This window comes from Nocardia sp. NPDC049149, assembly GCF_043197455.1.
In the GTDB taxonomy this organism is placed as follows: Bacteria; Actinomycetota; Actinomycetes; order Mycobacteriales; family Mycobacteriaceae; genus Nocardia.
Genome location: NZ_JBICTD010000012.1, coordinates 1 through 24,167 on the forward strand (window position 1 = coordinate 1; position 24,167 = coordinate 24,167).

Below are 24,167 nucleotides of genomic sequence, written 5' to 3' on the forward strand. Positions count from 1 at the left end.
ATGAAAGGCCGGAACCAATAAAATATTGGCACTGACATTCATCGACACACTATTGAGTTCTCAAAGAACACACGCACACACAACACCCCCGGCGCTAACCGGATCGTTCGTGAGGCAACTTTTCCAGCCTAACCGAACCCCTAAGCAGAGTCAAGCTCGCTCAGTCGTTCCATGATCTTGCTGGCGCCAGGCGCTCCTCGTCCTACCTCGTTTCCCTCGCCTCTCACTCAGCGTTTCCGCTGGGCTTCTCGGCTCCGGGTCGGTGTCCGTGTCGCTCTGACTTGGAATAAGTTACGCGGCGGATAACGCTACGTCAAATCGGCTGTTTGCGCCGGTGTTTCCGCAGGTCAGAGACCCGCGGAAACTCCGGAAACCGGCTTGAATCACATGGATGTGACTCAAGCCACCGCGATCTTCATGCACCCGCCCGCAGAACACCGGCGAGGTTCTTCTTCCCGCGCCGCAGCACCAACCAGCGTCCGTGCAGGTAGTCGCTCTCGGCGGGGGTCCATTCGGCATCCGAGATCCGCTCGTTGTTCACCGAAGCACCTCCTTCGTTCACCGCACGCCGGGCCGCACCGCGGCTTTCGCACAGTCCGGTCGCGACGAGCAGGTCAACGATCGTGTCCGGCTCCCCCGCCTTCAGCTCAGCGACGGCGGCTTCCCGCAATGCGGCACCGAGCGTCGGCTCATCCAATTCACCGAGCTCGCCGCGACCGAACAGCGCCTGACTGGCCAGCTGGACCGCACGGGTGTTCGCCTCGCCGTGCACCAGCGTCGTCATCTCCGCCGCGAGCCGACGCTGTGCCTCCCGCGCGTGCGGCCGCTCGGCCGTTGCCGATTCGAGCTCGGCCAGTTCCTCGCGCGACAGGAAGGTGAACCAGCGCAGGTACCGCACCACATCGGCGTCGGCGGTGTTCACGAAGTACTGGTACCAGGCGTAGGGGCTGGTCATCTCCGGATCGAGCCACAGGCTGCCGCCACCGGTCGACTTGCCGAACTTCTTGCCGTCGGCGGAGGTCACCAGCGGAACAGTGAGTGCGTGCACGGCGGCACCGTCGACGCGCCGGTTCAGTTCGACGCCGGCGATGATGTTGCCCCACTGATCGGAGCCACCGACCTGCAGAGTGCAGCCGTGGTTGCGGCGCAACTGCAGGTAGTCGTTGGCCTGCAGCAGCATGTAGCTGAACTCGGTGTAGGAGATGCCTTCGCCGTCGAGGCGGCGCTTGATGGTGTCGCGGGCCAGCATGACGTTCACCGAGAAGTGCTTGCCGACATCGCGCAGGAAGTCGACGGCGGACAGCTGCCCGGTCCAATCCATGTTGTTGACCAGCACCGCGCCGGTCGGCGATGCGTCCAGGTCGACGAACCGCTCCAGCTGCGACCGGATCCGCTGCGCCCAGTCGGCGACGGTGTCGGACGAGTTCATCGTCCGCTCGCCGACGTCACGCGGGTCGCCGATGAGTCCGGTCGCACCGCCTGCCAGCACGATCGGCCGATGACCGGCACGTTGGAACCGCTTCAGCGCCAACAGCGGGACCAGGTGTCCGGCGTGCAGGCTCGGTCCGGTCGGATCGAATCCCGCATAGAGGGTCAACCGGTCGGCGGCCAGCGCCGCGCGCAGGGCATCCAGGTCGGTGGACTGTGCAATCAGTCCGCGCCAGGTCAGTTCATCGATGATGTCGCCGCTCACGGTGTCCCATCTTTCCGCACGGTTGGTCGTGCCTCGAGTGCACCTCAGTCTGTCGGCCCGATGTCAGGCGAGTCGAGCGAATTTGGGCGGCGTTCCCACCCGGCGGTTCAGCCGCACAACGGCGACGACCTCCAGTACAGCGGGCGTCGAGCTGCGGGCCATCGGCCAAGAAACTTCAGGAGGCTTCGACGCGTGGGGCGCGGGGGCTGCGGCGGTAGGTCGAGACCGCGGGCGAGGACGGCAGCCAGAATCGCCATGGCAGGTCGGCCGCGAGGCTGACACCGACTCGAGGACCACTCGCGATCTTGGATGCCGGAACAGGGTCGCTGAGTTCGAGCCGGATCGGCGCGGACGGGTCGAACAGTGGAGTTCCGTAGTCGCTCAACGTAATTCCCAGCGCGCTGCCGAGATTGCCGGGCCCCTTTGCCAAGTCGGCGGCTGAACGCGCGGCCGGTCGCCGGGCCCGCGCCTCGGCGGATCCGGCGACCACCTCACCGGATCGGATCAGCGCGGCGCTGGCGATCCCGTCCGGTCCGCTGGTCACGTTGATGCACATGTGCATGCCGTAGCTGAGGTACACGTACAGCACCCCAGCCGGGCCGAACATCACTGCATTGCGTTTGGTCCGGCCGCGCCCGGAGTGCGACGCCGGGTCCGGCCACGGCCCGGCCGGATCGCCGCCGTAGGCCTCGACTTCCACGATCCGCACGCCGACCGTTCCTGACCACAGCGTCGCCCCGAGTACGCGGCGGGCGGCGGCGGGCGGTTCGACGGCTAGCTCATCGGCACACACAGCCGCCATTGTCCAAGACGACGGAGGCAGCGAGTCGACCAGCCACTGTCGTCCCGCGAGCTACACGTACGAGCTGTGCTGTCCCGTGCGCAGCGTGGTCACATCGTCGACGATGACCGCGAGGTAGCCGACGGCGACGAGTGCGACCAACTGCGCCCAGGCCACCCAGACCACGCCGATCGGGATGGTCGCGGCGACGGCCACCGCGGCGAGCAACCGCATCCACGGCCGGGGAAGTTTCAGCGCAACCCGGAAGAAGAACTGCGCAAGGAAGTACAGCGAGACACCGCCGGACAGCGCGGTCGCGGCGGCCAGGCTCAGGGATTCGTTGCCGTGCGCGATGCTCATCTGAATGCCCGCCGAGGTCACGATGATGCCGATGAGCAGCGGATACAACGCATAACCGTAGGCGAACACGGCGGGCCGCGAACGCTCGCGGGCGGGCGTAGCGGCCAGCGCGTGCTCGCCGCGCTCGTCGTCGAAACCGAAGTACGCCCACCACAGCACGTAGGCGAGGCACAGTGCCAGCGACACCGTGACAATCAGTTGCGGGTGATCTTCACCCCGGCCAGTCCGACCCCGATCGCGACGATGGACTCACCGATCGCCACGATGACGACCAGGCCGTGGCGCTCGCAGAAGTGGCTGGCCCGCACCACGAAATCGCCGGTATCGGCCAGGTATGGGCTGATCACCTGGACCGCGAAACCCAACCCCCAACAGGCGTATTGCAGCCAGCCGTGCGCGAATCCGCCGCCGAGCACCAGCGCGGCGGCGAGTGCGTTGTACGGCCCGATGTGTTTGATGGCGCGCCGCGCGGACTCACCACCACCGGAGACGAACAGCGCGGCATGCACCGAGGTCACCAGGACATAGCCGATACCGAAGGCGATCCCGGTGCCGTGGAAGGCGTCCGGAATGGCCAGCGCGAGCACGAAGAACGAGAACATGCCGATCAGCAGCCAGGTGCGCCGCGCCGAACTGTTCGGCGCCACCTCGTTGGTGAGCCAGACGTATCCGCTGTACATCCACCAGATGACGCCGAACAACAAGGCCACCTGGCCGAAGGCCTGCCAGCTCGGGTGATGGGTGAAGACGTGGGTCAGCTGGGTGATGGTGAAGACGAAGACGAGATCGAAGAACAGCTCCAGGGTCGAAGCCCGCACCTGTCCCCCGTCCGCGGACAGCTCTGCGTTCTGGTTGGTCACGGCAGGAGCCTAGAACGTCCGCGGCCGGGTCCGATTCATCCCAGGATGTCGGGGTCCAACGCGAGGCCCTTCAGCTTGCCCGGGTTCACCTGAAAACGCATGTTCTGGATGCGGCCGTCGACGAGGTCATAGGTGAAGGCGGCGATCGGGTTTCCGTCGATCGTCGCCAGCGCGCCGAGTTCGCCGTTGATGTGGGCGGATTCGAGCACGACGCCCGCGACGGTCGGTTTGGCGAGCACGCCGAGGATCCAGCGCGCCACATGATCGGGGCCGTGCAGCGGGCGCAGTGCCGCGGTGACCACGCCGCCGCCGTCGGACCACGAGGTCACGTCGGGGGCGAGCAGATCCATCAGCGCGTTGAGGTCACCGCCGGAGCAGGCGGCCATGAACTGCGCGGTGATGTGGTCGCGTTGGGCTTTGTCGGTGTCGAAACGCGGCCGCCGCGATTGCACGTGGGCGCGGGCGCGATGCGCGATCTGGCGGACGGTCGGTTCGGGACGGTCCAGGGTGTCGGCGATCTCGGCGTGCGAATAGCCGAACACCTCACGCAGCAGGAAGATTGCGCGTTCGATCGGGCTGAGGGTTTCCAGCACGACCAGCATCGCGGTGGAGACGGTGTCGGCCAATTCGGTCTCCTCAGCGATATTCGGGCTGGTGAGCAGGGGTTCGGGCAGCCAGGGTCCGACGTAGTTCTCGCGGGTCGCCCTGGCCGAGGTCAGTCGGTTCAGCGACAGGTTGGTGACGGTGCGGACCAGGTAGGACTTGGGGTGCTGCACCGTCGACTGATCGGTGTCGTTCCACTTCAACCAGGTGTCTTGGAGGATGTCCTCGGCGTCGGTGACGGTGCCGAGCATCCGGTAGGCGGTGGCGAAAAGCAGCCGACGGTGTTCGAGGAACGGATCGGGCTCAGGTGTTGGGTCGGCCATTCGTTCATGCTCCTGAATGGGCTTCGCGCGGGTGCAGGCGGGCCGGGTGCCGGGGCCGATCAGGTGTCGGCCCCGGTGTCGCGGCGCCACGGTCGCCTAGCCGCGAGCGGTGGCGGGAGTGCCTGCCCTGAGTTTGACCGGGACGTTGATCCGCCTGCTCATCCGGAAGGTCGGGACCGGGCTCGAGCTCACCGATTCCTTGTAGAACGCGGCGAGACGTCCGGTCAGGTACCAGGGTCCTGGAGTGTCGTCGGACTTGGTGAATTGGATGACGGCGTCGCCGCGCCCCAGGCTGACCGGCTGGTGGAAGTAGCCGAAGCGGAACGGTTTCGACTGCTTGCCGCGCAGCTGCCTGGCGATGGTGTCGGCGGTGTAGGCGGCAGTCGGCATGCCGCTCTGGCAGGTGCCGTGGAGCTGGCCCCAGGCGAAGCGGACCGCGGCGGCGTCGCCGATCGCGTGGATGTCCGGGTGCGAGACCGAACGCAGGGTCGCGTCGACGACGATCAGTCCGTTGGCGTCGGTCTCGATGCCTGCCTGCGCGGCGAGTGGCGCGACGCGGACGCCGGCCGTCCACAACGTCAGGTCCGCGGGAATGAGTTCGCCCGTGGACAATTCGACGGCGTCGGGCAGCACTTTGCTGATCTGGCCGAGCTGACGGGTGATGCCGAGGCGGTCCAGCGCGCGGTTCAGGTAGGCGCGGGCCTTGTCCCCCATCATCGCGCCCGGTGCGCCGGCGCTGATCAGGGTGACGCGCAATTCCGGGTGGCTGTCGGCGATTTCGGTCGCCGCCTCGATGCCGGTGAGGCCACCACCGCAGACCACAACGGTGCCGCCCTGCGCCGCAACGACATTCAGCCGCTCGGCGAACTCGTGCGCGATGCGAGGGTCGTTCAGTGTCCACGCGTGGTCCGCGACGCCGGCGACGATGCTCGTGTCGGTGCTGCTGCCGAGGGCATACACCAGCTTGTCGTACGGCAGCGTCATCGTGTCGTCGACGACGACGCGCTTGGCCGCCGGATCGATGGAAGTGGCTGAGCCCTGGACGAATTCGATGCCGGTACCGGTCAGGACGTCGGGGATGCGGTAGTCGGCCAGCTCCTGGCCCGCGGCGATCTGGTGCATGCGCAGGCGCTCGGTGAATCGCGGCGACGGATTGACGAGGGCGATGCGGACGTTCTGCTTGCGGGTCCGCCTGGCCAGGCGAAGGGCTGCCAGCATGCCGGTGTAGCCGGCGCCGAGGACGACGATCCGCTGTTCGGTGTTCATCGGGTGCTCCTTGTTCGGTGGTGGGGACGACCATGGGACAAACAACCCGCCGCGGACGTGACACTTGGTCGATGTGAGCTGGGTCACGCGTGTTGACCATAGGTCTTCCGCCACCGAGGCTCGCGGACCCTGGTGCAACGGCAGGAAATCCAAGGGTTGGGCCAGGGGCAAGATACGGACGCTCCCTGATGTGCCGAGGAGGGCCCGGTTTCTACCGTCGGGCGATGAACTCGGTTTCCCGGCCGCGCAGGTTGCGGCGGTTTCTCTTGATCCTCATGGCGGCGGTGGCGGTGCTCGCGCTGGCCATCGGTGGTGGCGTCACCTTGGTGTACGTGAATGCGGCCGTATCTACGGTCGGCAGTACGGAATTCAGCAACGAACTCGCCATTCCGCCGCTGGCGCCATCACGACTGCGGCCGGACGGGACCAGGGAGTTCGAGCTCGACATGCGTTCGGGGAAAAAGGAATTCCGCGCCGGGCAGCTCACCGAGACGTGGGGATTCAACGGCGACTACCTCGGGCCGACCCTGCGAGCCCGCCGCGGCGAGCGGGTGGCGGTCACGGTACGCAATCAGCTACCGGAAGCATCGACGGTGCACTGGCACGGCATGCATGTGCCCGCCGCGATGGATGGCGGACCGCACCAGATGGTGCGGGCCGGCGCCACCTGGACCCCCGAATGGACGGTGGACCAGCCTGCCGCCACGCTCTGGTACCACCCGCATCCGCACGGCGCGACCGAGCAGCATGTCCGGCGCGGCCTCGCCGGGATGTTCGTGCTGGACGACGAGGTGTCCGAAACACTGCCGCTACCTAGCAATTACGGCGTCGATGACCTCCCGGTGATCGTCCAGGACGTGAAGTTCCGTGGTGCCGAGCTGGATTCAGCGCATGCGATGTTCCGCGACGTCGGCTTTCTCGGCGATCAGACCATGGTCAACGGGACGCTGACGCCGTACCGCGCCGTCGGCGACGAGCTGGTCCGGCTGCGATTGCTCAACGCCTCGACTGCGCGCAGCTACAACTTCGGCTTCGCCGACGACCGCACCTTCGCCCTCATCGCCACCGACGGTGGCCTGATCGAGCGAACTCTTACCCTCGACCGGCTGGCGCTGTCGCCCGGCGAGCGCGCCGAGATCGTTGTCCGCGTCCGTCCCGGTGAGCGAACAGTGCTGCGCAGCAACACACTCGACGCCGGACTCGGCTTCTGGACCCAACGCTTCGCCGGCGGCGACGACACCTTCGATGTCCTCGAACTTCGCGCCGCCGCCACACTCCGACCCGCACCCGAACTCCCTGCGACGCTGGCTGTTCCGTCGACACCGGACGGCTCCGATTCGGTGCAGCAACGCCGCTTCGAGATCAACCTCGCAGGCATCAACGGAAAGCCGATGTCCATGGACCGCATCGACCTCGCGGTCACTCGCGGCACCGCCGAAACCTGGATCGTGCGCAATGCCGACGGCATGCCGCACAACTTCCACATCCATGACGTCCAATTCCGGGTCCTCACCAGGAACGGCGGCCGCCCGCCCGCCGAACTCACCGGCCCTAAGGACACGGTCTTCCTCCCACCCAACTCCACCGTCGAATTGGCGATGCGCTTCGACGGGCCCGCCGACCCGAACACCCCGTACATGTACCACTGCCACCTGCTTTGGCACGAAGACCTCGGCATGATGGGCCAATTCGTCGTCGTCGAGCCCGGTGGTGCACCAGGTACCCCGCCCAGCCACCACGGTCACTGATCCGAGAGGCGGCGCAACGCGTTGTCGGACACGCCGTGGCAGTCAATCGACTCTTGCCTAGTCGGGCCGACGGCGCTAAATTCATCACACAGTGAATTCAACACTCGATGAATTGAGGCGACCATGTCGCAAGCCAGGTCAGGGAACGCCGTGGAAGTTGCGCACCTCACGGTGCGACGCGGAGGCCGCGAGGTCCTGCACGATGTGTCGTTGACGATTCCGCACGGATCGATCACCGGACTGCTCGGACCGTCGGGGTGCGGGAAGACGACGTTGATGCGCAGCATCGTGGGGACCCAGATCGTTGCGGGTGGGGAGATCTCGGCGCTCGGACGGCCCGCGGGCACGGCGGAGTTGCGGCACCGGATCGGGTATGTGACGCAGGCGCCGAGCATTTACAACGACATCAGCGTGTACGAGAACGTGGCGTATTACGCGGCGCTCTATGGACGCGACCGGGCTGCCACCGAAGAGGCGCTCAACGCGGTCGGTCTGATGGAGTACGCGACTCAGCGCGGGGACGAGCTCTCGGGTGGGCAGAAGACGCGGGCCTCACTGGCGTGCGCGCTGGTCGCTCAGCCCGAGCTGCTGATACTCGATGAACCGACCGTCGGTCTGGATCCGGTACTGCGCGTCGACCTGTGGCAGAAGTTCCGTGAGTTGGCCGCGGCGGGAACAACTTTGGTGGTGTCCAGTCACGTGATGGACGAGGCCGAGCACTGCGACCGGCTGTTGCTGATGCGCGACGGCCGCCTGCTCGCCCAGCTCAGCCCGGACGAATTGCGCACCGAGACAGGCGAACAGAGCCTCGAGCACGCCTTCCTCGCACTGATCACGAAGGGGCAGGCGGCATGATCGCCTGCCGAGGAGCACACCCCCGTAACGACATCATCGAACACTAGGCAGGAAGCATGACCACCACTGTTGAGCCCGCGATCCAGCGGACTCCCACGCTGCGCCCCTACCTCGCCACCACCTCGCGCATTCTGCGCCAACTACGCAACGACCGCCGCACCGTCGCGATGATCGTGGTGGTGCCCGCGCTGCTGATGACGTTGCTGTACTTCATCTATCGGGATACACCGACGAGCCCGTTCAACCCGGTCTCCCTGTTCGACCGGGTCGGCATCACCATGCTCGGCATCCTGCCGTTCATCGTGATGTTCCTGATCACCGCGATCGCGATGCAGCGCGAACGCACGTCGGGAACGTTGGAGCGGCTGCTCACCACGCCGCTGGCCAAGCTCGATCTGCTCGGTGGTTACGGGACCGCGTTCTCGGTGGCCGCGGCGGTCCAGGCGGCGGTGGCGTGCCTCGTGTCGTTCGGCCTACTCGGCCTCGACGCGGCGGGCAGTCCCGGATGGGTCGTGCTGATCGCTATGGTCGATGCCGTGTGTGGTGTGGCTTTGGGTCTGCTGGCGAGTGCGTTCGCGCGCACCGAGTTTCAGGCGGTTCAGTTCATGCCGGTGGTGGTGGCGCCGCAGATCTTCCTGTGTGGCTTGCTCGTTCCGCGTGGACAACTGCCTGGCTGGCTGGAAGGGATCAGCAATGTGATGCCGCTGAGCTATGCGGTCGATGCGCTGCAAGAGGTTTCGGTGCATCCAGGCGCGACCGGCACGATGTGGCGCGACCTGGCGGTGGTCACCGGATTCACGATCGTCGCCCTGTGCCTCGGCGCCGCGACGCTACGGCGGCGCACTCAGTGACGGGAGCCAATGGCGCCGAGGACCGCACCGGACGCACCGGACGCAGGCCGGGGCAGTCGGGTGCGCGCGAGGCGATTCTGGCTGCGGCGCGGATTCGGTTCGCGGAGGGCGGTTTCGACAAGACGTCCATTCGTGCGATCGCAGGCGACGCGGGCGTGGATCCGGCGCTGGTCCACCACTACTTCGGGAACAAGCAGAAGTTGTTCGGCGCGGTGGTGCAACTGCCGGTGGATCCGGAGATCGCGCTGGTACCGGTCAACGAGGCGCCGTTGGATCAGCTCGGTGAGCACATCCTCCGGACCGTCCTCACCGTGTGGGACTCCCCCGCGGGCCCCGGCATCGTCGCGATGGTCCGCAGCATTATTTCGGGTGCCGATGTCGCCTTGGCGCGCACCTTCATTCTCGAGGTCGTCCTCGAACGGGTTCGCCTGCGCATCGCCACCCCCGAGGACGACGGCCGCTTCCGCGTCTCGCTCGTCGCCACGCAAATGATGGGTGTCCTGATGAGCAGAAAACTCATCGAACTAGAACCGATCGCCTCGACACCCATCGACGCCATCGTCACCGCAGTAGCCCCCACCATCCAGCGCTACCTGACCGGCGAAATAGGCACTCCCCCAACCAAACCCACCCCCACTCGCAAGTCCCGACGAACCTGACCCACACCCGCCGCCCGTTCGAAAGGCAGTCCGGCAACGCCCAGGAGCAGCATCCGCTGCCATGTCCCGGTCAGCACCAGGGGTATTCGCGAGTGGGACGTGGTGGAGGCGACACGCCGTTAAATGCTCAGCCATGTCCCGTTCGCACCGGTTCCACCCAGGGGTCGGCTTATGCCTCGCCGTGTGGGAGGCCGGGACCGGCGAAGACGGTCAGCTTTCGACCGGCTGCTCGATGAAGTCGGCGTGTTCGGCGTCGGTGACGTCGCGGGCCTCGTCGATGAGCAGGACGGGGATGCCGTTGTCGATCGGGTATGCGCGGCGCAGGCGCGGGTTGTAGAGGACGGTGCCCTCGGTGGCGCGGACCAGCAGCAGCGGGCCCTTGTCCTGGGGGCAGGCCAGCAGGCTCAACAGCGTGGCGTCCAAGGTGGTGTGCTCCGGCATGACCGAAAACCTACCCGACGGCGTCGTCCGCTTCGACCGCCGGTCGCCGCCGGAACGAGATGTGGCGGTGGCCGAAGTAGCTGGCGACGGCGACCAGGCCCATCACCACGACCGCTGCGGGCTTGTCGGGGAAGTGCCAGACCGAAACGGCCAGCTCGAGCAGCAGCATGTTCAGCAGCAGCCCACCGGAATTGACGGCGACGAACCGCAGGAAGTCCCGGATCAGATGGCCGCGCACCCGGAACACCAGGGTCCGGTGCAGCACGAACGCGACGACGATGCTGACCGCGTAGGCGGCGGCCACCGCGACCGACGGCGGCACGTTGTCGCCGAGCACCGCCAACCAGACCACGGTCATGCCGATGCCCATCGCGGTGTTGAAGGCGCCGACCCCCGCGAACGCGACCTCCTGCCGACGCACGAGACGCAACAGCGGTCCGGCTTTGGCTGGCTCGACCGCCCCGAGCGCTCCGACGCCGCCGCTCATCGCATCGCCGGTCACGGCGAGTCGACCTGGGCCGTCCGGCGTCTGCTGAGCGGCACTGTCCGCGCTCGGATCCTGTGGGCCAGGCCCGTTCGTGTCACCGGACGCCCGCATGGCACGCACCGCTACCGCCTCATCGCCACCCGCGGACACCTTGCCGCGGTCATCGTCGTAATCCACCAGGCGCCCACCTCCAGTCGCGCCAGGCACTCTATCGCCCTCACCGTCCAGCGCAACGCCGGGCGCACCGATAAGCCCGCACTCGACGCCATCGCAACGAGGGCGGCAGCGGTAATGAATCCCACGTTTCCCGTTTTGAAGGAGTCATCTTTCGAGTCAGCGGGTCGAGTCCACCAGATCGGGCTGTGGGGTCGGGGGTTCGCTTGCCTCGGTGGGGTCTTCGGCATCGCGACGCCGACTTCGCACGTACGCCCACTGGAGCACGCCGGCACCGAAGAGGCCGAGCAGCGCGGCGGCGACGCCGAGTTGCCAGCCGGGTGGGCGCCAGCTCACTTCCAGGTCGCCGTTCTTGGTGCCTGCCGGGATGTCTACTGCGAGGAAGGTTTTCGCGATCAAGCGGGTGGGGATGTCGCGGCCGTTGAGGGTTGCGTGGTAGCCGGGCCAGCCGAGGCGGGCGAAGACGACGGGTCCGCCGGTGTCCGAGGTGACGCGCACGCGGCTGGTCAGGTCGGATTCGCTGACCGAGATCGCGGTGCCGCCCGCTACGTCGGCGACCCGCCCGTTGTGGGTCGAGGCGAGTCCGTCGACGCGTTCGAGCACCGAGATGTACTGCTCGTGTCCTGGGTAGTCGACCCATTTCCAGCCGTCGGGCGCGGGCTGCTCGCGGGCGTCGGGGTACAGCGCGCGATGCAACACGACCCGGTCGACCTTCATCAGGTCGACGATGGTCCGGCCGGTGGACGGTTCGACCGCGAACGCCCTGCGGTACGCGTCCGGGCACACGCTGGTGTCCCACAGCATGCACAGCGTCTCGCCGAACCAGAAGTGACCGTTGGGTGTGTAGCCGCTGACGTAGGTCAGCTCGAGATCCTTGGCGTAGTTGCCGAAGACGAGCGATCCGTAGGCGCCGCGCAGGTTCCGCTGGTCGTGCGGAATCCGTCCGCGATCGGCGAGTTGCAGTGTGGTGCCCGGGAAGTCGGGGAAGGCCGCCTTCATCTCGGAGCGGTTGGTCGGCAGGTTCCAGCCCATCGGGGTCGGCTGCGCGGCATGCACTTGGATGTAGGCGATGGGGAACACGGCGGCGAGGGTGAGCACGCAGGCCGCGACGGTTCCCCTGGTCCGCCCGAGCCACACCACCGCGGCCCCGAGCGCGGCCACCGCGAGCGCCGCGACCACATGCCAGCCCAGCTCGCGCGGCGCCGCGGAGAACGACCGCACGAACAACAACCCGATCAGCACACCCGCCGCGATGCCGCGCCGCCGCCACCCGTCGAAGGTGGCGAACCGGCCGAGCAGCACACACACCAACACCAGCAACCCGAGCGCCACCATCGGCAGCACGCGCGCAGGCCAGCGCAGCGGCCCGATGGCGCCGGGCCCCGCGGTCCACATCAACGCCATGATCGCGAACAACGCGATCGCACTGAATTCCCGCCAGCTTTCGCGCGCCTTGCGCCAGTCGATGAACGCCAGCGCCGGGATCAGGAACCAGGCGATGTACACCACCGGCATCGGCTGCACGTACCCCCACCAGGAGTTGTACGCGGGCAACGTGCTCGGCAGGCTGGCGTTGAGCGACTCCGACCACGGCACGGTGAGGAACTGATCGTTGTTGATCTGCGCGGTGCCACGCCAGGTCACCTTCGCCGACAGCATGCTCGGCAGGTAGGTGGCCAGCCCCGCGGCCGCCGCGCACGCGGCAGCGGCGAGCAGCCGCAGCGACGGCGCCCATTTGCGTTGGTAGACAACCTCACCGACCGCCACCGCACCGATCATCAACCCGGCTTCGACCGCGGGAAAGATGTATTGCACCGAGATGGCCAGGTACAGGAACACGACCGTCGGAATCGGCCCACTGCGTCCCCGCGCGTACCGCACCCCGGAGGCCCACGCATGCGCCAGCCACGCGGTGCCGACGAACGCGGTGTACCAACTGGCCTCGTCGAAGAACAGCAGCCAGCCGGTGAACGGAATCGCGATGCCCGCGACCGCGGCCCACGGCGCCTTGGCCCCGTATTCCAGGCAGATCCGGTACACGCCGAGCCCGAGGACGACCGCGAAGATCAGCTTCACCACGGTGGCGTAGAGCGCGACGTTGTCCACCGAGGGCGCGATCAGATCGATCAGCAGCTGCGGCGGGTTCAGCAGGCCCGCTTCCTCGATGGTGTAGTTGCCCGCCATCCAGTGCTCGGGGACCATCGACGGAAACTGCCCGTCGCGCAGTCGATTTCCGAGCATCACCCACAGCGGCGCGTACTGCGATTCGGTGTCGTCGGTGTAGAAGTGCCGCACGTTGGCCAGCAGGACGGCACCGTACCCGGCGATCACGCCGAGCGCGGTGACGAGGCCCCATGTGTACACGTCCCGCCGGGCGACGGCGTTGCTTTCCACCACGAGTTCCAGACCCTACAGTGCCGACGCCTGCGCTCGGCTATGCCGCCGCGACCGTATGTACAGCCACTGCAGCACACCGACGCCGAGCACGCCGAGCGCCAGCGCGCCGATACCGATCTTCCAGCCGGGCGGACGCCAGGTCAGCACCAGCTCGGCATTCTGTGTTCCGGCCGGAACATCTACCGCGACAAACGATTTCGCCACCGTGTTGATCGGAATCTGCTTGCCGTCCAAGGTCACCCGATAGCCGGGCCAGCCGAGGCGGGCGAACACCACTTTGCCGCCCGCCTGCGAGCTCACCCGCACCCGGCTGGTGGTGTCGGTCTCCGAGATCGACTCCGCCGTCACGTTCTTCGCGTCCGCGACCCGGCCGTTGACCGTCGAGATCGGCCCGTCAACCCGTTCGAGCACCGAGATGTAGCGCTCATGACCCGGGTAGTCCACCCACTTCCAGCCGTCCGGCGCAGGCTGCTGCCGCGCGTCCGGGAACAGGGCGCGTTGCAGCACAACCCGATCCAGCTTCATCAGATCGACCAGCGTGCGCTTGGTGGTCTGCTCCGGCGCGAACATCCGCCGCAGCGCATCGGGGCAGACGCTGCTGTCCCAGCGCATGCACAGCAGCTCACCGAAGTAGAAGTGGCCGGTCGGCGTGTAGCCGTTGACGTAGCTCAACTCCAGCGACTTGGCGTAGTTGCCGAAAACCAGGGAGCCGTAGGCGCCGTCGAGACTCTTGTCCCCCGGCTGCAGCAGGCCACGCTCGGCGAGTTGCAGTGTGGTGCCGGGGAAGTCGGGGAACGCGGCTTGCGCGTCGGAGCGGTTGGTCGGCAGGTTCCAGGTCATCGGCGTCGGCTGTGCGGCCCGCACCTGGAAGAACGCGATCGGGAACATCGCCACAATGACGAGCACGCACGCCAGCGCGACGCCCTTGGTGCGCTCCAGCCACACCACCGCGGCACCGAGCGCGGCCACCACGGCGACCGCGAGCAGATGCCAGAGCACCTGATGCGGATCGGCGGAGAACGTCCGCACCAGCAGCAGCAGGATCAGCACGCCCGCGGCGATGCTGCGACTCTTCAGATCCTTGGTCGTCGCGTACCGCCCGAGCAGCACGCACACCAGGACAAGCAGCGCGATGGCAAGCATCGGCAACACCCGGACCGGCCACCGCAGTGGTCCGATGGTGCCGGGCCCTGCCGACCACATCAGCATGATGACCGCGAAGATCACCACCCCGGACAGCTCGCGCCAGAACTCCTTGGCCCGCCCCCAGTCGATGAACGCCAACGCGGGAACGAGGAACCAGGCGATATACGTGACCGGCATCGGCTGCACGTACCCCCACCAGGAGGTGAACGCGGGCATCGAGCTGGGCAGGCTGGCATTCAGTGATTCCGACCACGGCACCGTGAGGAACTGGTCGTTGATGATCTCCATGGTGCCGCGCCAGGTGACCTTGGCCGAGAGCATGCTCGGCAGGAAGGTCAGCAGACCCGCGAGCCCGGCACACCCGCCGACGATGGCCAGCCGCAGCACCGGCAGCCACTTACGTTGCCGGACAAGCTCACTCACCGCCACCGCGAGCAGCATGAGCGCCGCCTCGACCGCAGGGAAGATGTACTGCGTCGAGATGGTCAGATACAGATAGACGAAGACCGGGATCGGCCCGCCCTGCCCACGGGTGTACCGCACCGACGACGCCCACGCGTGCACCATCCAGGCGGTGCCGGTCAGCGCGGTAAACCAGCTGGCCTCGTCGAAGAACAGGAAGAAACCCGACAGCGGGAACGCGACACCCGCCACCGCGGACCAGGCGGGCCGCCCGCCGTAGGCGAGGCAGATGCGGTAGACGCCGAGCGCGGCGATGATCGCGAAGACCAGTTTGACGACGGTGGCGTACAACGCCATGTTGTCGACGGACGGCGCGATCAGATCGATCAGCAGCTGCGGCGGGTTGAACAGGCCCGCGTCGTCCATCATGTTGTTGCCCGACATCCACCGCTCGGGGACGAGCACCGGGAAGGTGCCGTCGCGCAGGGCGCGGCCGAGGCCGATCCACAGTCCGGTGTACTGGGATTCGGTGTCGTCGGTGTAGAAGTGCCTGGCGTTGGCGAGCAGGACCGCGAGGTAGCCGATGAGCACGCCGAGCGCGGTGATCGCGCCCCAGCGGTAGATCTCGCGACGGGAGGGGCCGTCGTCCGAGCCTGCGGTGGTCTCGGCCGCGGCGACGGCACTCGGATCGGTAGCAGTGTGCGCGGCAGTGGTTCCGTTCGCACCGACGGTCATCGCCGCCCCGGCGGCGACCTCCCCTGCGGTGGTCGTGACCTCGGCGGACCCTGGGTGCGTCACCCTCGACACTGCACTTTCCGTCACGAGTTCAGAACCCTACACAGCGGTGTGCTGCTTGGCATCCGGCCACCGCCGCGATCATGATGGGGGGATGTACGGCGGCGGCAGTAGCTCGCGTAACCATAGGGGGACCTGCGGACTCGGCGCAGGTTCCTGCCCCGAAGTCCGAAACCCGCACCATGCTAGAGTTCTGCACGGCTCGGGCCCTGCTGTTCAGCGGGGCAATCCGGCACGCACCGTCATCGAAAGTCGATCCAGCTGATGCCGATTCCCACCACCCGTACGCCGAGCACGGACGCCGCGCCGCTCGGCCACTCGACCCGGCCACAGGGCGTATCCGTGGTCGTCCCCATCTATCGGGGCGAGGACACCATCGGTGGACTGGTCGCCGAGCTGCATCAGCTCACCGAACCCACCTCGACGCCAGGCGGCGCCACCTTCCAGATCAACGAGATCATCCTCGTGCACGACCGCGGACCGGACCGGTCCGACGTGGTCATGCAGGAGCTGGAGCAGGCCTACCCCGAGGTGCGCACCATCTGGCTGAGCCGCAACTTCGGGCAGGACGCGGCGACCATCGCGGGCATGTCGGCCGCGGGCGGCGACTGGATCGTCACGATGGACGAGGACGGCCAGCACGATCCCCGCTTCATCGCCGACTTCCTGGACGCCGCACTGGCCGAGCGCGCCGAGCTGGTCTATTCGAAGCCGACCAACACCAGGCCGCACGGCTTCCTGCGCAACCTCACCTCGCGCGGCGCGAAGCTGGTGCTCGCGACGCTGTTCGCGTTCCCCGACTCCACCCGCTTCGAAAGCTTCCGGCTGATCCGCGGCGCCATCGGCCGTCAGCTGGCCGAGGTCGCGTCCAACGGTGTCTACCTCGATGTCGCGCTCACCTGGGTGGTCGGCAATGTCGCACAGGTGCCGGTGGTGTTGCGCGCCGAGGGCCGTGAGGAATCCGGCTACAACTACCGTCGCCTCTTCTCGCTGTTCTGGAAGATGGTGCTGTGCAGCGGAACTCGCGGCCTGCGGTTGGTGAGCATGCTCGGTGTCACGCTCGGGCTCGGCGGTGGCGTGATGGCCGCCGTCATCGTGTACGAGGCGCTCACCACCGATAATTGGGCGCCGGAGGGCTGGGCCTCGATGATCGTGGTGCTGCTGCTCGTCTCCGGCGCGATCCTGTTCTCGCTCGGTCTCATCGCCGAATACCTCGGGGTGGCTTTGCATATCCTCGTCGGCAAGCCGCTGTACCTCACCGTCGACTCACCGACGCCGCGCCCCACCGACCGGCAAGCGGTGCCGCTCGCGAACGGCACGGCGGACACGCGACACTTAGCAACGACCACATCGAACAGAGGAAACGACCGGGTTGAGCACTGACCGCGTCATTTTCAGCCGCCCCTACCGGGCCCGCCGCGAACTGCCCAACCTCGAGGCCGTCCTCGGTTCCGACCACAGCCACGGCGACGGACAGTTCACCGCTTCCGCCACCGAGAAGCTGAAGGCGATCACCGAGGCACCGCACGCGCTGCTGACCACCTCGTGCACCTCCGCGCTCGAAATGGCCGGGCTGCTGCTGGAATTGGGGCCCGACGACGAAGTGATCGTGCCGAGCTTCGCGTTCACCTCGACCGCGACCGCGATGGCACTGCGCGGCGCCACCTGCGTCTTCGCCGATATCGACCCGGCCACCGGCAATCTCGACCCGGAGTCGGTGGCGGCCGTCGTCACCGAACGCACCAAGGCTGTCGTGGTCATCCACTACGGCGGCGTCGCCGCCGACATGGACCGGCTGCTGGAGCTGGCAGGCACGCACGGCTTCGCGATCGTCGAGGACAACGCGCACGGCCTCGGTGGCCGCTACCGCGGGCGCGCCCTCGGCACCCTCGGTGCGCTCGGCACGCTCAGCTTCCACGACACCAAGAACGTGCACTGCGGCGAGGGCGGCGCACTGCTGCTCACCGACGAGATCCTGATGGCGCGCGCCGAGATCATCCGGGAGAAGGGCACCGACCGCGCCCGATTCCTGCGCGGCGCGGTGGACAAGTACTCCTGGCAGGACATCGGCTCCAGCTACCTGCCGAGCGAATTGAACGCGGCGGTGCTCGACGCACAGCTCGACGAATTCGACACGATCCAGGCCGCACGGCACCGAGTGTGGGACGCCTACGCCGCCGCACTGCCGGAGTGGGCCGCCCGCAACGACGTTCGCCTGATGACGGTGCCCGACGACCGCGAGCACACCGCGCACCTGTACTACCTGCGCACCCCCACCGAGGAACGCCGCGACGACCTGATCGCGCACCTGCGCGCGCTCGGCATCTCCGCACCGTTCCACTACATCCCGTTGGACTCCAGCCCGGCAGGGCTCAAGCTGGGCCGCACCCCGCAGCCCTGCGTGCGCAGCGCGGAGTTCTCCGCGACGGTGGTGCGCTTGCCGCTGTGGCCCGACCTCACCGACGAACAGGTCGGGCGGGTCGTCGAGGCGATCAGCGACTTCACGGTCTGACCGTCGACCCCCACACGCCGGGCCACAGAGGATCTGGACCCCGCACAACGACTACAACTGTTGTGGAACGTGCCGAAACTCTGTGCGCACCACCCCTGCCCGGCGTGTCCTCAGGCGCTGAGGACGTAGAGCTTTTCGCGGCCACCGGCGATCAATGACTGCCGGACCACGCGGGGCGCGTAGGCGTGGAAAAAGTCATCGAGCGTTTCCTCGGTGAAGCGGTGTGCCTGGACACCGTCGCCCGCGGCGGTGAAGCGCTGGCCGAGGGCGGCGAGCACGCGGTTCTGGCTGCTCGCCACGTTGCGCACCGGTTCGGCGATGATCACCTGCTTGCGCGCGGCGGCGAGCATTCGATCGATGACCGGTCCCGGCTCGGGCAGGAAGTGGTAGAGGCTCGCCTGCATCACCAGGTAGTCGGCCTCGGGCAGCGGGATGTCGGCGTGCAGGTTCCAGACTTCGCCGCGCCCGCCTGCCCTGCCTAGCTTGGCGACGAAACCGTCGTTGCGATCCAGACCCGTGTAGTCGACCGACTTGTGCCGCAGGTAGCGGGTGTACAACGTCGCAGGACCGCAGCACAGATCGACCACACTGGCGCCCTCCGGCACGAGCTCCTCGACGGCGCGGTAGCGAGCCGAGTAGTACCGGCCGTACAGCGCACGCATCAGCAACTCGTAGACGGTGGCGTTGCGGTAGATAAGGCTTGTTCGCACCAAGTACCCCTGAACGGAAATCGGACAGCAACGTCAGCCCCGGATCGTACGGCGCTGGCCGCTCGCGCGCGCGGGCGGGTCGGTGACCTCGAACGCCGCCGTAGGTCGTGCCAATCGCGCCGTACTGGAACATGATTCGGCCCGTACGCGGGCGCGTACGGGCCGAATGCGGATCAGGGGCGGTGGACGGTGAACTCAGCGGTCGCCGAGCACCTTGGGGGCGTCGTCCTCGGTGAGGATTTCGTAGGCGTCCGAAACCCGGTTGTACCACCAGGTGTCGGGGCCGGGCTCGGGACGCCCCGCCGCCTGCACCGCGCGGGTGGACGGGCGGTAGGAGGAACTGCGCGGAATATCGTCCACCACGTACACCAGGTCGGGCCGCTTGTCGGGATCGAGGGCGCGCAACGCCTCGGTGACGTCCTTGGGCTCGAGCCGGAAGTTCTTGCGCACGCTCACCGCCGCAACGGCGATGCAGTGCTTACCCACCCCGCCGGCTCCGCCGTCTGCCGTCCCCGAGTGATCACCGACCTCGAGCCCGTACGCGACCTCCATGTCCACCGCGGTGATGTCGTTGAGCATGTCGACGATCGGCTGCCCGTAGACGGGACCGCGCGGGGTGTGGATCACGGTGTCCTTGCGATCGACCAACCAGTAGTCGCCGTCGCTGTCGCGGCGGAAAAGGTTCTCCGTCGGCATCCACGAATCGCCGGGTGCGAAGACGCCACGCAGCCCGCCTGCCGAGATATCAACGCCCTCGGAGGCCTTCCCGATCAGCAGGCCGACCTCGTTGTCCGCGCAACGCCGGGCGAAACCCGCACTGTCGAGCTGGATTTCCTCGGTGATCGGGTCGTAGGAGACCAGCTCCACCTTGGCGGTGCCCGGCACCGGCCTGCCCTTGCTGCCGCGCTTGACGCCCTTCACGTTGGCAAGCACCACGTCGCCCTCGATGGACGCGTAGAACTCCAGCACCCTGGCGGGCTCGAATTGCTCGGTGGTGCGCCGCCACAGGCCCGCGGGCATGCCGGAACCGATGAACAGCCGAATCGGATGACGATGCCCGGCCGGGAACACGTCGGCGTCGAGGATGTCGCGCAGCATGGTCCAGGTGTAGGTGACCACGGTGACGCCGTAGCGGTGCACTTCCTCGGCGAACTGCGCCGGGTCGAGCGAGCGGGTCAGCGCGATCCGGCTGCCGCCCGCGATCGCACCGCCGAGGCTCACCAGCAGCCCGGACGAATGGTGCAGCGGGGCAAGGCAATACACCGTGTCCCTGCGGTTCAGGTCGGCGGAGGTCGCGGTGCCGAACGCCGAAAGCGCCCAGCGGTGGTTGGTGATGTACTTGGTCTCCAGCCGATCACCGGTGCCGGTGACGAGCACGAACGCCAGCTCGCGCGCCAACCCGGGATCCGGGCGATACCAGGCGGGCAGCTTCACGTGCGCCGGATCGATCTGCTCGAGGTCGATCACCTTGTCGCTCAACGGAATATCGAGCTGACGGGCATCGCCGCCGCCGAGCACGAGCACCCTGGCCCCGGTGCCAGCGGCGTGGCGCAGGTTCTCCGGATCCGCGACAAGCGTGTCGACACCGGTCATTTCGAGCGCGCGCGACAATTCGCTGCCCGGCGCGAGCAGCACGGCTACGGCGCCGAGCCTGGACAGCGCGGCGACCGTCGCGAGCGCGCTCGGCCTGGTCTCCATGATCACGCCGACCCGCATCGCCGGACGAATGCCGACCGAGACGAGCCCGCGCACCACGTTGTCGATGCGCACGTTGACCGCGGCGTTGGTGTGCACCCGATCGTCGAACAGGAACAGATCCTTCAGCGGCGCGCGCCTGCCCTGTTCGGCGATCAGCCTGCCCAGCGAGATGCGGGTGTGCGGCTGAATCATGCCCAGCCTGGTCAGCCGGGGCAGCGCCCGCGCGGCCTCGCCCGCCAGCTCGACCGAGCCACGCACGGTGTTGTTCGCGATGCCTTCCAACGCCTTGCTGACGCCGACGCCGGCCTCGGCCAGGGTCGCGGCGGTGTGCACCATCCGGGTGGCCGCCGAGCGCGGCCGGTTGGCCTCGACATGCTCGGCCATCGGGACGATCTCCTCGGGCAACGGCTTGTCGCGCTCCAGCCAGTCGACCCACTGCCGCACCAGCGGCCAGGTGTGGTTGGTCGCGGTGCTGCCTGCCACCAGCCCGAAATGCCCGGCGATCAGGCTGGCCTCGTACACATCGGCATTCGGCGCGGCCCGCACGATGCCGCGCACCGCGGCGGGCTGACCGATGTCGTCGACCTCGCCGACGAACGCCAGGATCGGGCACTTCAGCTCGGCCAGCGACACCGGATGGTCGCGAATCACGAAGCCGCCCAACATCAACCGGTTGTGCGCGACGAACTGCTTGAGCAGATCCGCAGCCGCGGGACCGGCGTAGCCGACCCACCCGTCACTGTTGAGGAACCGGCGCTGCCGCTCCTTCGGCAGCAACGCCTCACGGTCGTGCAGCTGACGCAGGAAGTCGATCCGCGCCTTGGCGGTCTTCATCGGATCGAGCATCTGGAAGCCGATGCGCACCATCGAATCGGTGATCGGCAGCCGGGTCACCACGTGATCGGCCAGGAAATCGGCGACATCGGAGACCATGCCGTAGGGCAGGCCGAACGGCATGCCCGCGACGACGTCGACCGGGCTGCCGAAGGTCACGATGCTCTGTACCCCCTTGCCGTACCGGTAGGCCGCGACCTGGTAGGCGAACATGCCGCCCTGGGAGTAACCCATCAGGTGCACACTGCTTCCGGTCGCCTCGGTCACCGCGTCGATCGCGCTGCTGACCGCGAGCACGTGGTCGGCGAGGTCGCGTTCCCAGCCGCCCTCCTCGCTCGCGGGTGAGCCGAAATCGACTACCCAGCAATCGATTCCGCCCTGATGCAGGATCCCGACGGCGCCGTCGTCGGCGTTCACGTCCCAGATGTCGGCGTTCACCATCAACGGCGGCACGAGGAGCACGACGGGGCGGTCCTTGGCCGTGTCGTCGGGGAAGTAGTGCCGCAAGCGGTACATCCGCCTCCTCTCGACGACCTCGAACGGCGACGACTCCACGTCATGGGTCAACCCGCCGAAGCGGATGACCTCCAGGCCGTTCTGCGCGGTTGCCACCAACCGCTGCACCGACCCGACCAATTCCTTCGTGCTGAACTTCAAGATCGCTCCTGGCCCTACCCTAGAACGTGACTCGCATCCTCCGCGCCGTTGTCGGAGGCCACTCGCCGCAGGCCCCGACAACCGTGCCGCGATGTGCTCAGACGAGCTTCCCACACCGCGTATCCATTATGTGTCCGCTGTGAGCAGTTCCATGCCGCTCAGCGGCCGGTCAGTGGCCTATTACATACGCCGAAACCCATTCTCTCTCACCCTCTCGGCGGTATAACGCCGACGCGCCGCCGCACCGTCACAGGCCGGGCCACCTCCCGTCGCAAAGCTGTTACGCAGGCGCTATTCGATCGGCAGCGTGTCGTAACCATCCGCGTCGGCATCGGCCATTTCGCTGCGTGCGGCCCGACGCCGGGCCTACTATCGAAGCCGTCTGGAACGCACTGTCGCGTAAGCCAATTCGCTCGAATGACTGGTTTCACGGGCCGCAACCGCCCGTTATTTGTTGTGCACGAAATAGCTGTGCCGGAAACTCTGCCTCGAGGTGAGGACAACGCATGACCATCGATATGCCGGTCCACACGGAAACCAACGGTCGTAAAAGTCTCAGCACGTCGGCCGCCCATCAGCTGACGCACACCACCAAATCCGAACCGCAGATGCAGGGCATCAGCTCGCGCTGGCTCACCCGCATGCTGCCATGGACACAGGTCAGCGGCGGCGTCTACCGCGTCAACCGCCGACTCACCCATACCGTCGGCAACGGCGAGGTCGAGTTCGCCGTCGACGGTGCGCAGGCCCGTGTCATTCCCCTGGAATTGCAAGAACTTCCGCCTTTACGCGATTTCGACGACGAGGAAATACTGCGCGCCCTAGCGCAGCGCTTCGAACAGCGCGACCTGGAACCGGGCACCGTGGTCGCCGAATTCGGCAACCCGTTGAATCAGGTGCTTTTGGTCGTGCACGGAAAGCTGAGCAAAATCGGCACCGGCGAATACGGCGAACAGACCATGCTCGGGATCCTCATGGGCGGCGACTACTTCGGCGAAGAAGCGCTCACCGACGGCCAGGCGATCTGGCCGGTCACCATCAAGACCGTCACCAGAACCACACTGCTGGCGCTGCCACGACAGGCGCTGGACGAAATGCTCGAATACACGCCCGCGCTGCGTGAGCAACTCTCGCGGGTGGCGGACGCACCGGACAAACCGCAGAACACCAAGGGCGAGGCGAATATCGAGATCGCCTCCGGCCACGCAGGTGAGCCGGAACTCATCGGCACGTTCGTCGACTACGACGCGTCGCCGCGGGAATACGAACTCAGCCTGGCGCAGAGCGTGCTTCGCGTGCACACCCGTGTCGCTGATCTGTTCAACGATCCGATGAACCAGACCGAACAGCAGCTGCGACTCACCATCGAAGCACTCTACGAACGCCGCGAACACGACCTCGTCAACAACACCGACTTCGGGCTGCTGCACAACTGCGACCTGAAACAACGCATTTCGACCGAGACCGGCCCGCCGACTCCGGACGACATGGACGAGCTGCTCAGCATGCGGCGCAGCACGAAACTGTTTATCGCACACCCGAAAGCGATCGCCGCGTTCGGACGCGAATGCAGCAAACGCGGCCTCTACCCCGACCCGGTCGATGTCGACGGCCACCGCGTGCCCGCATGGCGCGGCGTTCCGATCTTCCCCTGCGGCAAAATCCCCGTCAGCGACACCCAAACCACGTCGATTTTGGCGATGCGCACCGGCGAAAAAGACCAGGGCGTCATCGGATTGCATCAAACCGGGCTCCCCGACGAATACGAACCCAGCCTCAACGTTCGCTTCAAAGGCATCGACGACCAGTCGATCATCTCCTACCTGGTCAGCTGCTACTACTCGGCGGCCGTCCTGGTGCCGGACGCCCTCGGCGTGCTCGACAACGTCCTGGTCGCTCGGCAAGCGGTCTGACC

At 67.1% G+C, this 24,167-nt stretch carries 19 protein-coding genes; 7 read left to right on the top strand and 12 right to left on the bottom strand.

The annotated features are described in order from the left end of the window. Positions 1 to 415 precede the first annotated feature (415 nt). The 6 genes from tyrS to ACGFNJ_RS36665 form a co-directional block, all read right to left on the bottom strand. Positions 416 to 1,693 (bottom strand): tyrosine--tRNA ligase, encoded by a 1,278-nt coding sequence (tyrS, locus tag ACGFNJ_RS36640; protein ID WP_393459299.1) that lies wholly within the window; start codon positions 1,691 to 1,693, stop codon positions 416 to 418. Positions 1,694 to 1,868: 175 nt separating this feature from the next. Continuing rightward, positions 1,869 to 2,495, bottom strand: a complete 627-nt coding sequence (locus ACGFNJ_RS36645) for a DNA-3-methyladenine glycosylase (RefSeq protein WP_393459302.1) — start codon at positions 2,493 to 2,495, stop codon at positions 1,869 to 1,871. Positions 2,496 to 2,546: 51 nt separating this feature from the next. Beyond that, positions 2,547 to 3,020, bottom strand: coding sequence for a low temperature requirement protein A (locus ACGFNJ_RS36650; protein ID WP_393459305.1), 474 nt, complete (start codon positions 3,018 to 3,020; stop codon positions 2,547 to 2,549). A gap of 8 nt (positions 3,021 to 3,028) precedes the next feature. Beyond that, positions 3,029 to 3,694: a low temperature requirement protein A gene (locus ACGFNJ_RS36655; RefSeq protein WP_393459308.1), complete on the bottom strand. Its 666-nt coding sequence runs from the start codon at positions 3,692 to 3,694 to the stop codon at positions 3,029 to 3,031. A 35-nt stretch (positions 3,695 to 3,729) separates the two neighbouring features. Then, positions 3,730 to 4,620, bottom strand: coding sequence for an RNA polymerase sigma-70 factor (locus tag ACGFNJ_RS36660; RefSeq protein WP_393459311.1), 891 nt, complete (start codon positions 4,618 to 4,620; stop codon positions 3,730 to 3,732). A 96-nt stretch (positions 4,621 to 4,716) separates the two neighbouring features. Then, positions 4,717 to 5,886, bottom strand: coding sequence for an NAD(P)/FAD-dependent oxidoreductase (locus tag ACGFNJ_RS36665; RefSeq protein ID WP_393459314.1), 1,170 nt, complete (start codon positions 5,884 to 5,886; stop codon positions 4,717 to 4,719). Between the two features lie 224 nt (positions 5,887 to 6,110). On the opposite strand from ACGFNJ_RS36665, the gene ACGFNJ_RS36670 reads away from it, so the two are divergent. From ACGFNJ_RS36670 to ACGFNJ_RS36685, 4 genes are all read left to right on the top strand, one after another. Continuing rightward, entirely contained in the window at positions 6,111 to 7,634 is a 1,524-nt protein-coding gene (locus ACGFNJ_RS36670) for a multicopper oxidase family protein (RefSeq protein ID WP_393459317.1), read from the top strand. Between the two features lie 123 nt (positions 7,635 to 7,757). Further along, the gene (locus ACGFNJ_RS36675) at positions 7,758 to 8,489 is read left to right on the top strand and encodes an ABC transporter ATP-binding protein (RefSeq protein ID WP_393459320.1); all 732 of its coding nucleotides are present in this window, start codon (positions 7,758 to 7,760) and stop codon (positions 8,487 to 8,489) included. A gap of 56 nt (positions 8,490 to 8,545) precedes the next feature. After that, on the top strand, positions 8,546 to 9,340 hold the full coding sequence (locus ACGFNJ_RS36680; protein ID WP_393459323.1) for an ABC transporter permease: 795 nt from the start codon (positions 8,546 to 8,548) through the stop codon (positions 9,338 to 9,340). Then, the gene (locus ACGFNJ_RS36685; protein ID WP_393459326.1) at positions 9,337 to 9,999 is read left to right on the top strand and encodes a TetR family transcriptional regulator; all 663 of its coding nucleotides are present in this window, start codon (positions 9,337 to 9,339) and stop codon (positions 9,997 to 9,999) included. The genes ACGFNJ_RS36680 and ACGFNJ_RS36685 overlap by 4 nt, the downstream gene beginning before the upstream one ends. Before the next feature lie 210 nt (positions 10,000 to 10,209). Here ACGFNJ_RS36685 and ACGFNJ_RS36690 read toward each other — a convergent pair whose 3' ends face one another. The 4 genes from ACGFNJ_RS36690 to ACGFNJ_RS36705 form a co-directional block, all read right to left on the bottom strand. After that, a complete protein-coding gene (locus tag ACGFNJ_RS36690) occupies positions 10,210 to 10,440 on the bottom strand; it encodes a Trm112 family protein (RefSeq protein WP_393459329.1) in 231 nt (76 codons plus the stop codon). 10 nt (positions 10,441 to 10,450) lie between these two features. Beyond that, on the bottom strand, positions 10,451 to 11,104 hold the full coding sequence (locus ACGFNJ_RS36695; protein WP_393459332.1) for a GtrA family protein: 654 nt from the start codon (positions 11,102 to 11,104) through the stop codon (positions 10,451 to 10,453). Between the two features lie 156 nt (positions 11,105 to 11,260). Next, positions 11,261 to 13,495, bottom strand: coding sequence for a hypothetical protein (locus ACGFNJ_RS36700; protein ID WP_393459982.1), 2,235 nt, complete (start codon positions 13,493 to 13,495; stop codon positions 11,261 to 11,263). 15 nt (positions 13,496 to 13,510) lie between these two features. Then, positions 13,511 to 15,670 (bottom strand): hypothetical protein, encoded by a 2,160-nt coding sequence (locus ACGFNJ_RS36705; protein WP_393459985.1) that lies wholly within the window; start codon positions 15,668 to 15,670, stop codon positions 13,511 to 13,513. A 435-nt stretch (positions 15,671 to 16,105) separates the two neighbouring features. Between ACGFNJ_RS36705 and ACGFNJ_RS36710 the strand changes: the two genes are divergently transcribed. Then, positions 16,106 to 17,224, top strand: coding sequence for a glycosyltransferase (locus ACGFNJ_RS36710; protein ID WP_393459335.1), 1,119 nt, complete (start codon positions 16,106 to 16,108; stop codon positions 17,222 to 17,224). Next, positions 17,214 to 18,353 (top strand): dTDP-4-amino-4,6-dideoxygalactose transaminase, encoded by a 1,140-nt coding sequence (rffA, locus tag ACGFNJ_RS36715; RefSeq protein ID WP_393459338.1) that lies wholly within the window; start codon positions 17,214 to 17,216, stop codon positions 18,351 to 18,353. The genes ACGFNJ_RS36710 and rffA overlap by 11 nt, the downstream gene beginning before the upstream one ends. Positions 18,354 to 18,463: 110 nt before the next feature. Here the strand turns inward: rffA and ACGFNJ_RS36720 are convergent, their stop codons facing one another. Both ACGFNJ_RS36720 and ACGFNJ_RS36725 read right to left on the bottom strand, forming a co-directional pair. Next, positions 18,464 to 19,063, bottom strand: a complete 600-nt coding sequence (locus ACGFNJ_RS36720) for a class I SAM-dependent methyltransferase (RefSeq protein WP_393459341.1) — start codon at positions 19,061 to 19,063, stop codon at positions 18,464 to 18,466. A gap of 195 nt (positions 19,064 to 19,258) precedes the next feature. Next, entirely contained in the window at positions 19,259 to 22,252 is a 2,994-nt protein-coding gene (locus ACGFNJ_RS36725; RefSeq protein WP_393459344.1) for an acyl-CoA synthetase, read from the bottom strand. Positions 22,253 to 22,758: 506 nt separating this feature from the next. On the opposite strand from ACGFNJ_RS36725, the gene ACGFNJ_RS36730 reads away from it, so the two are divergent. Beyond that, a complete protein-coding gene (locus ACGFNJ_RS36730) occupies positions 22,759 to 24,165 on the top strand; it encodes a family 2B encapsulin nanocompartment shell protein (RefSeq protein WP_393459347.1) in 1,407 nt (468 codons plus the stop codon). Positions 24,166 to 24,167: the final 2 nt, after the last annotated feature.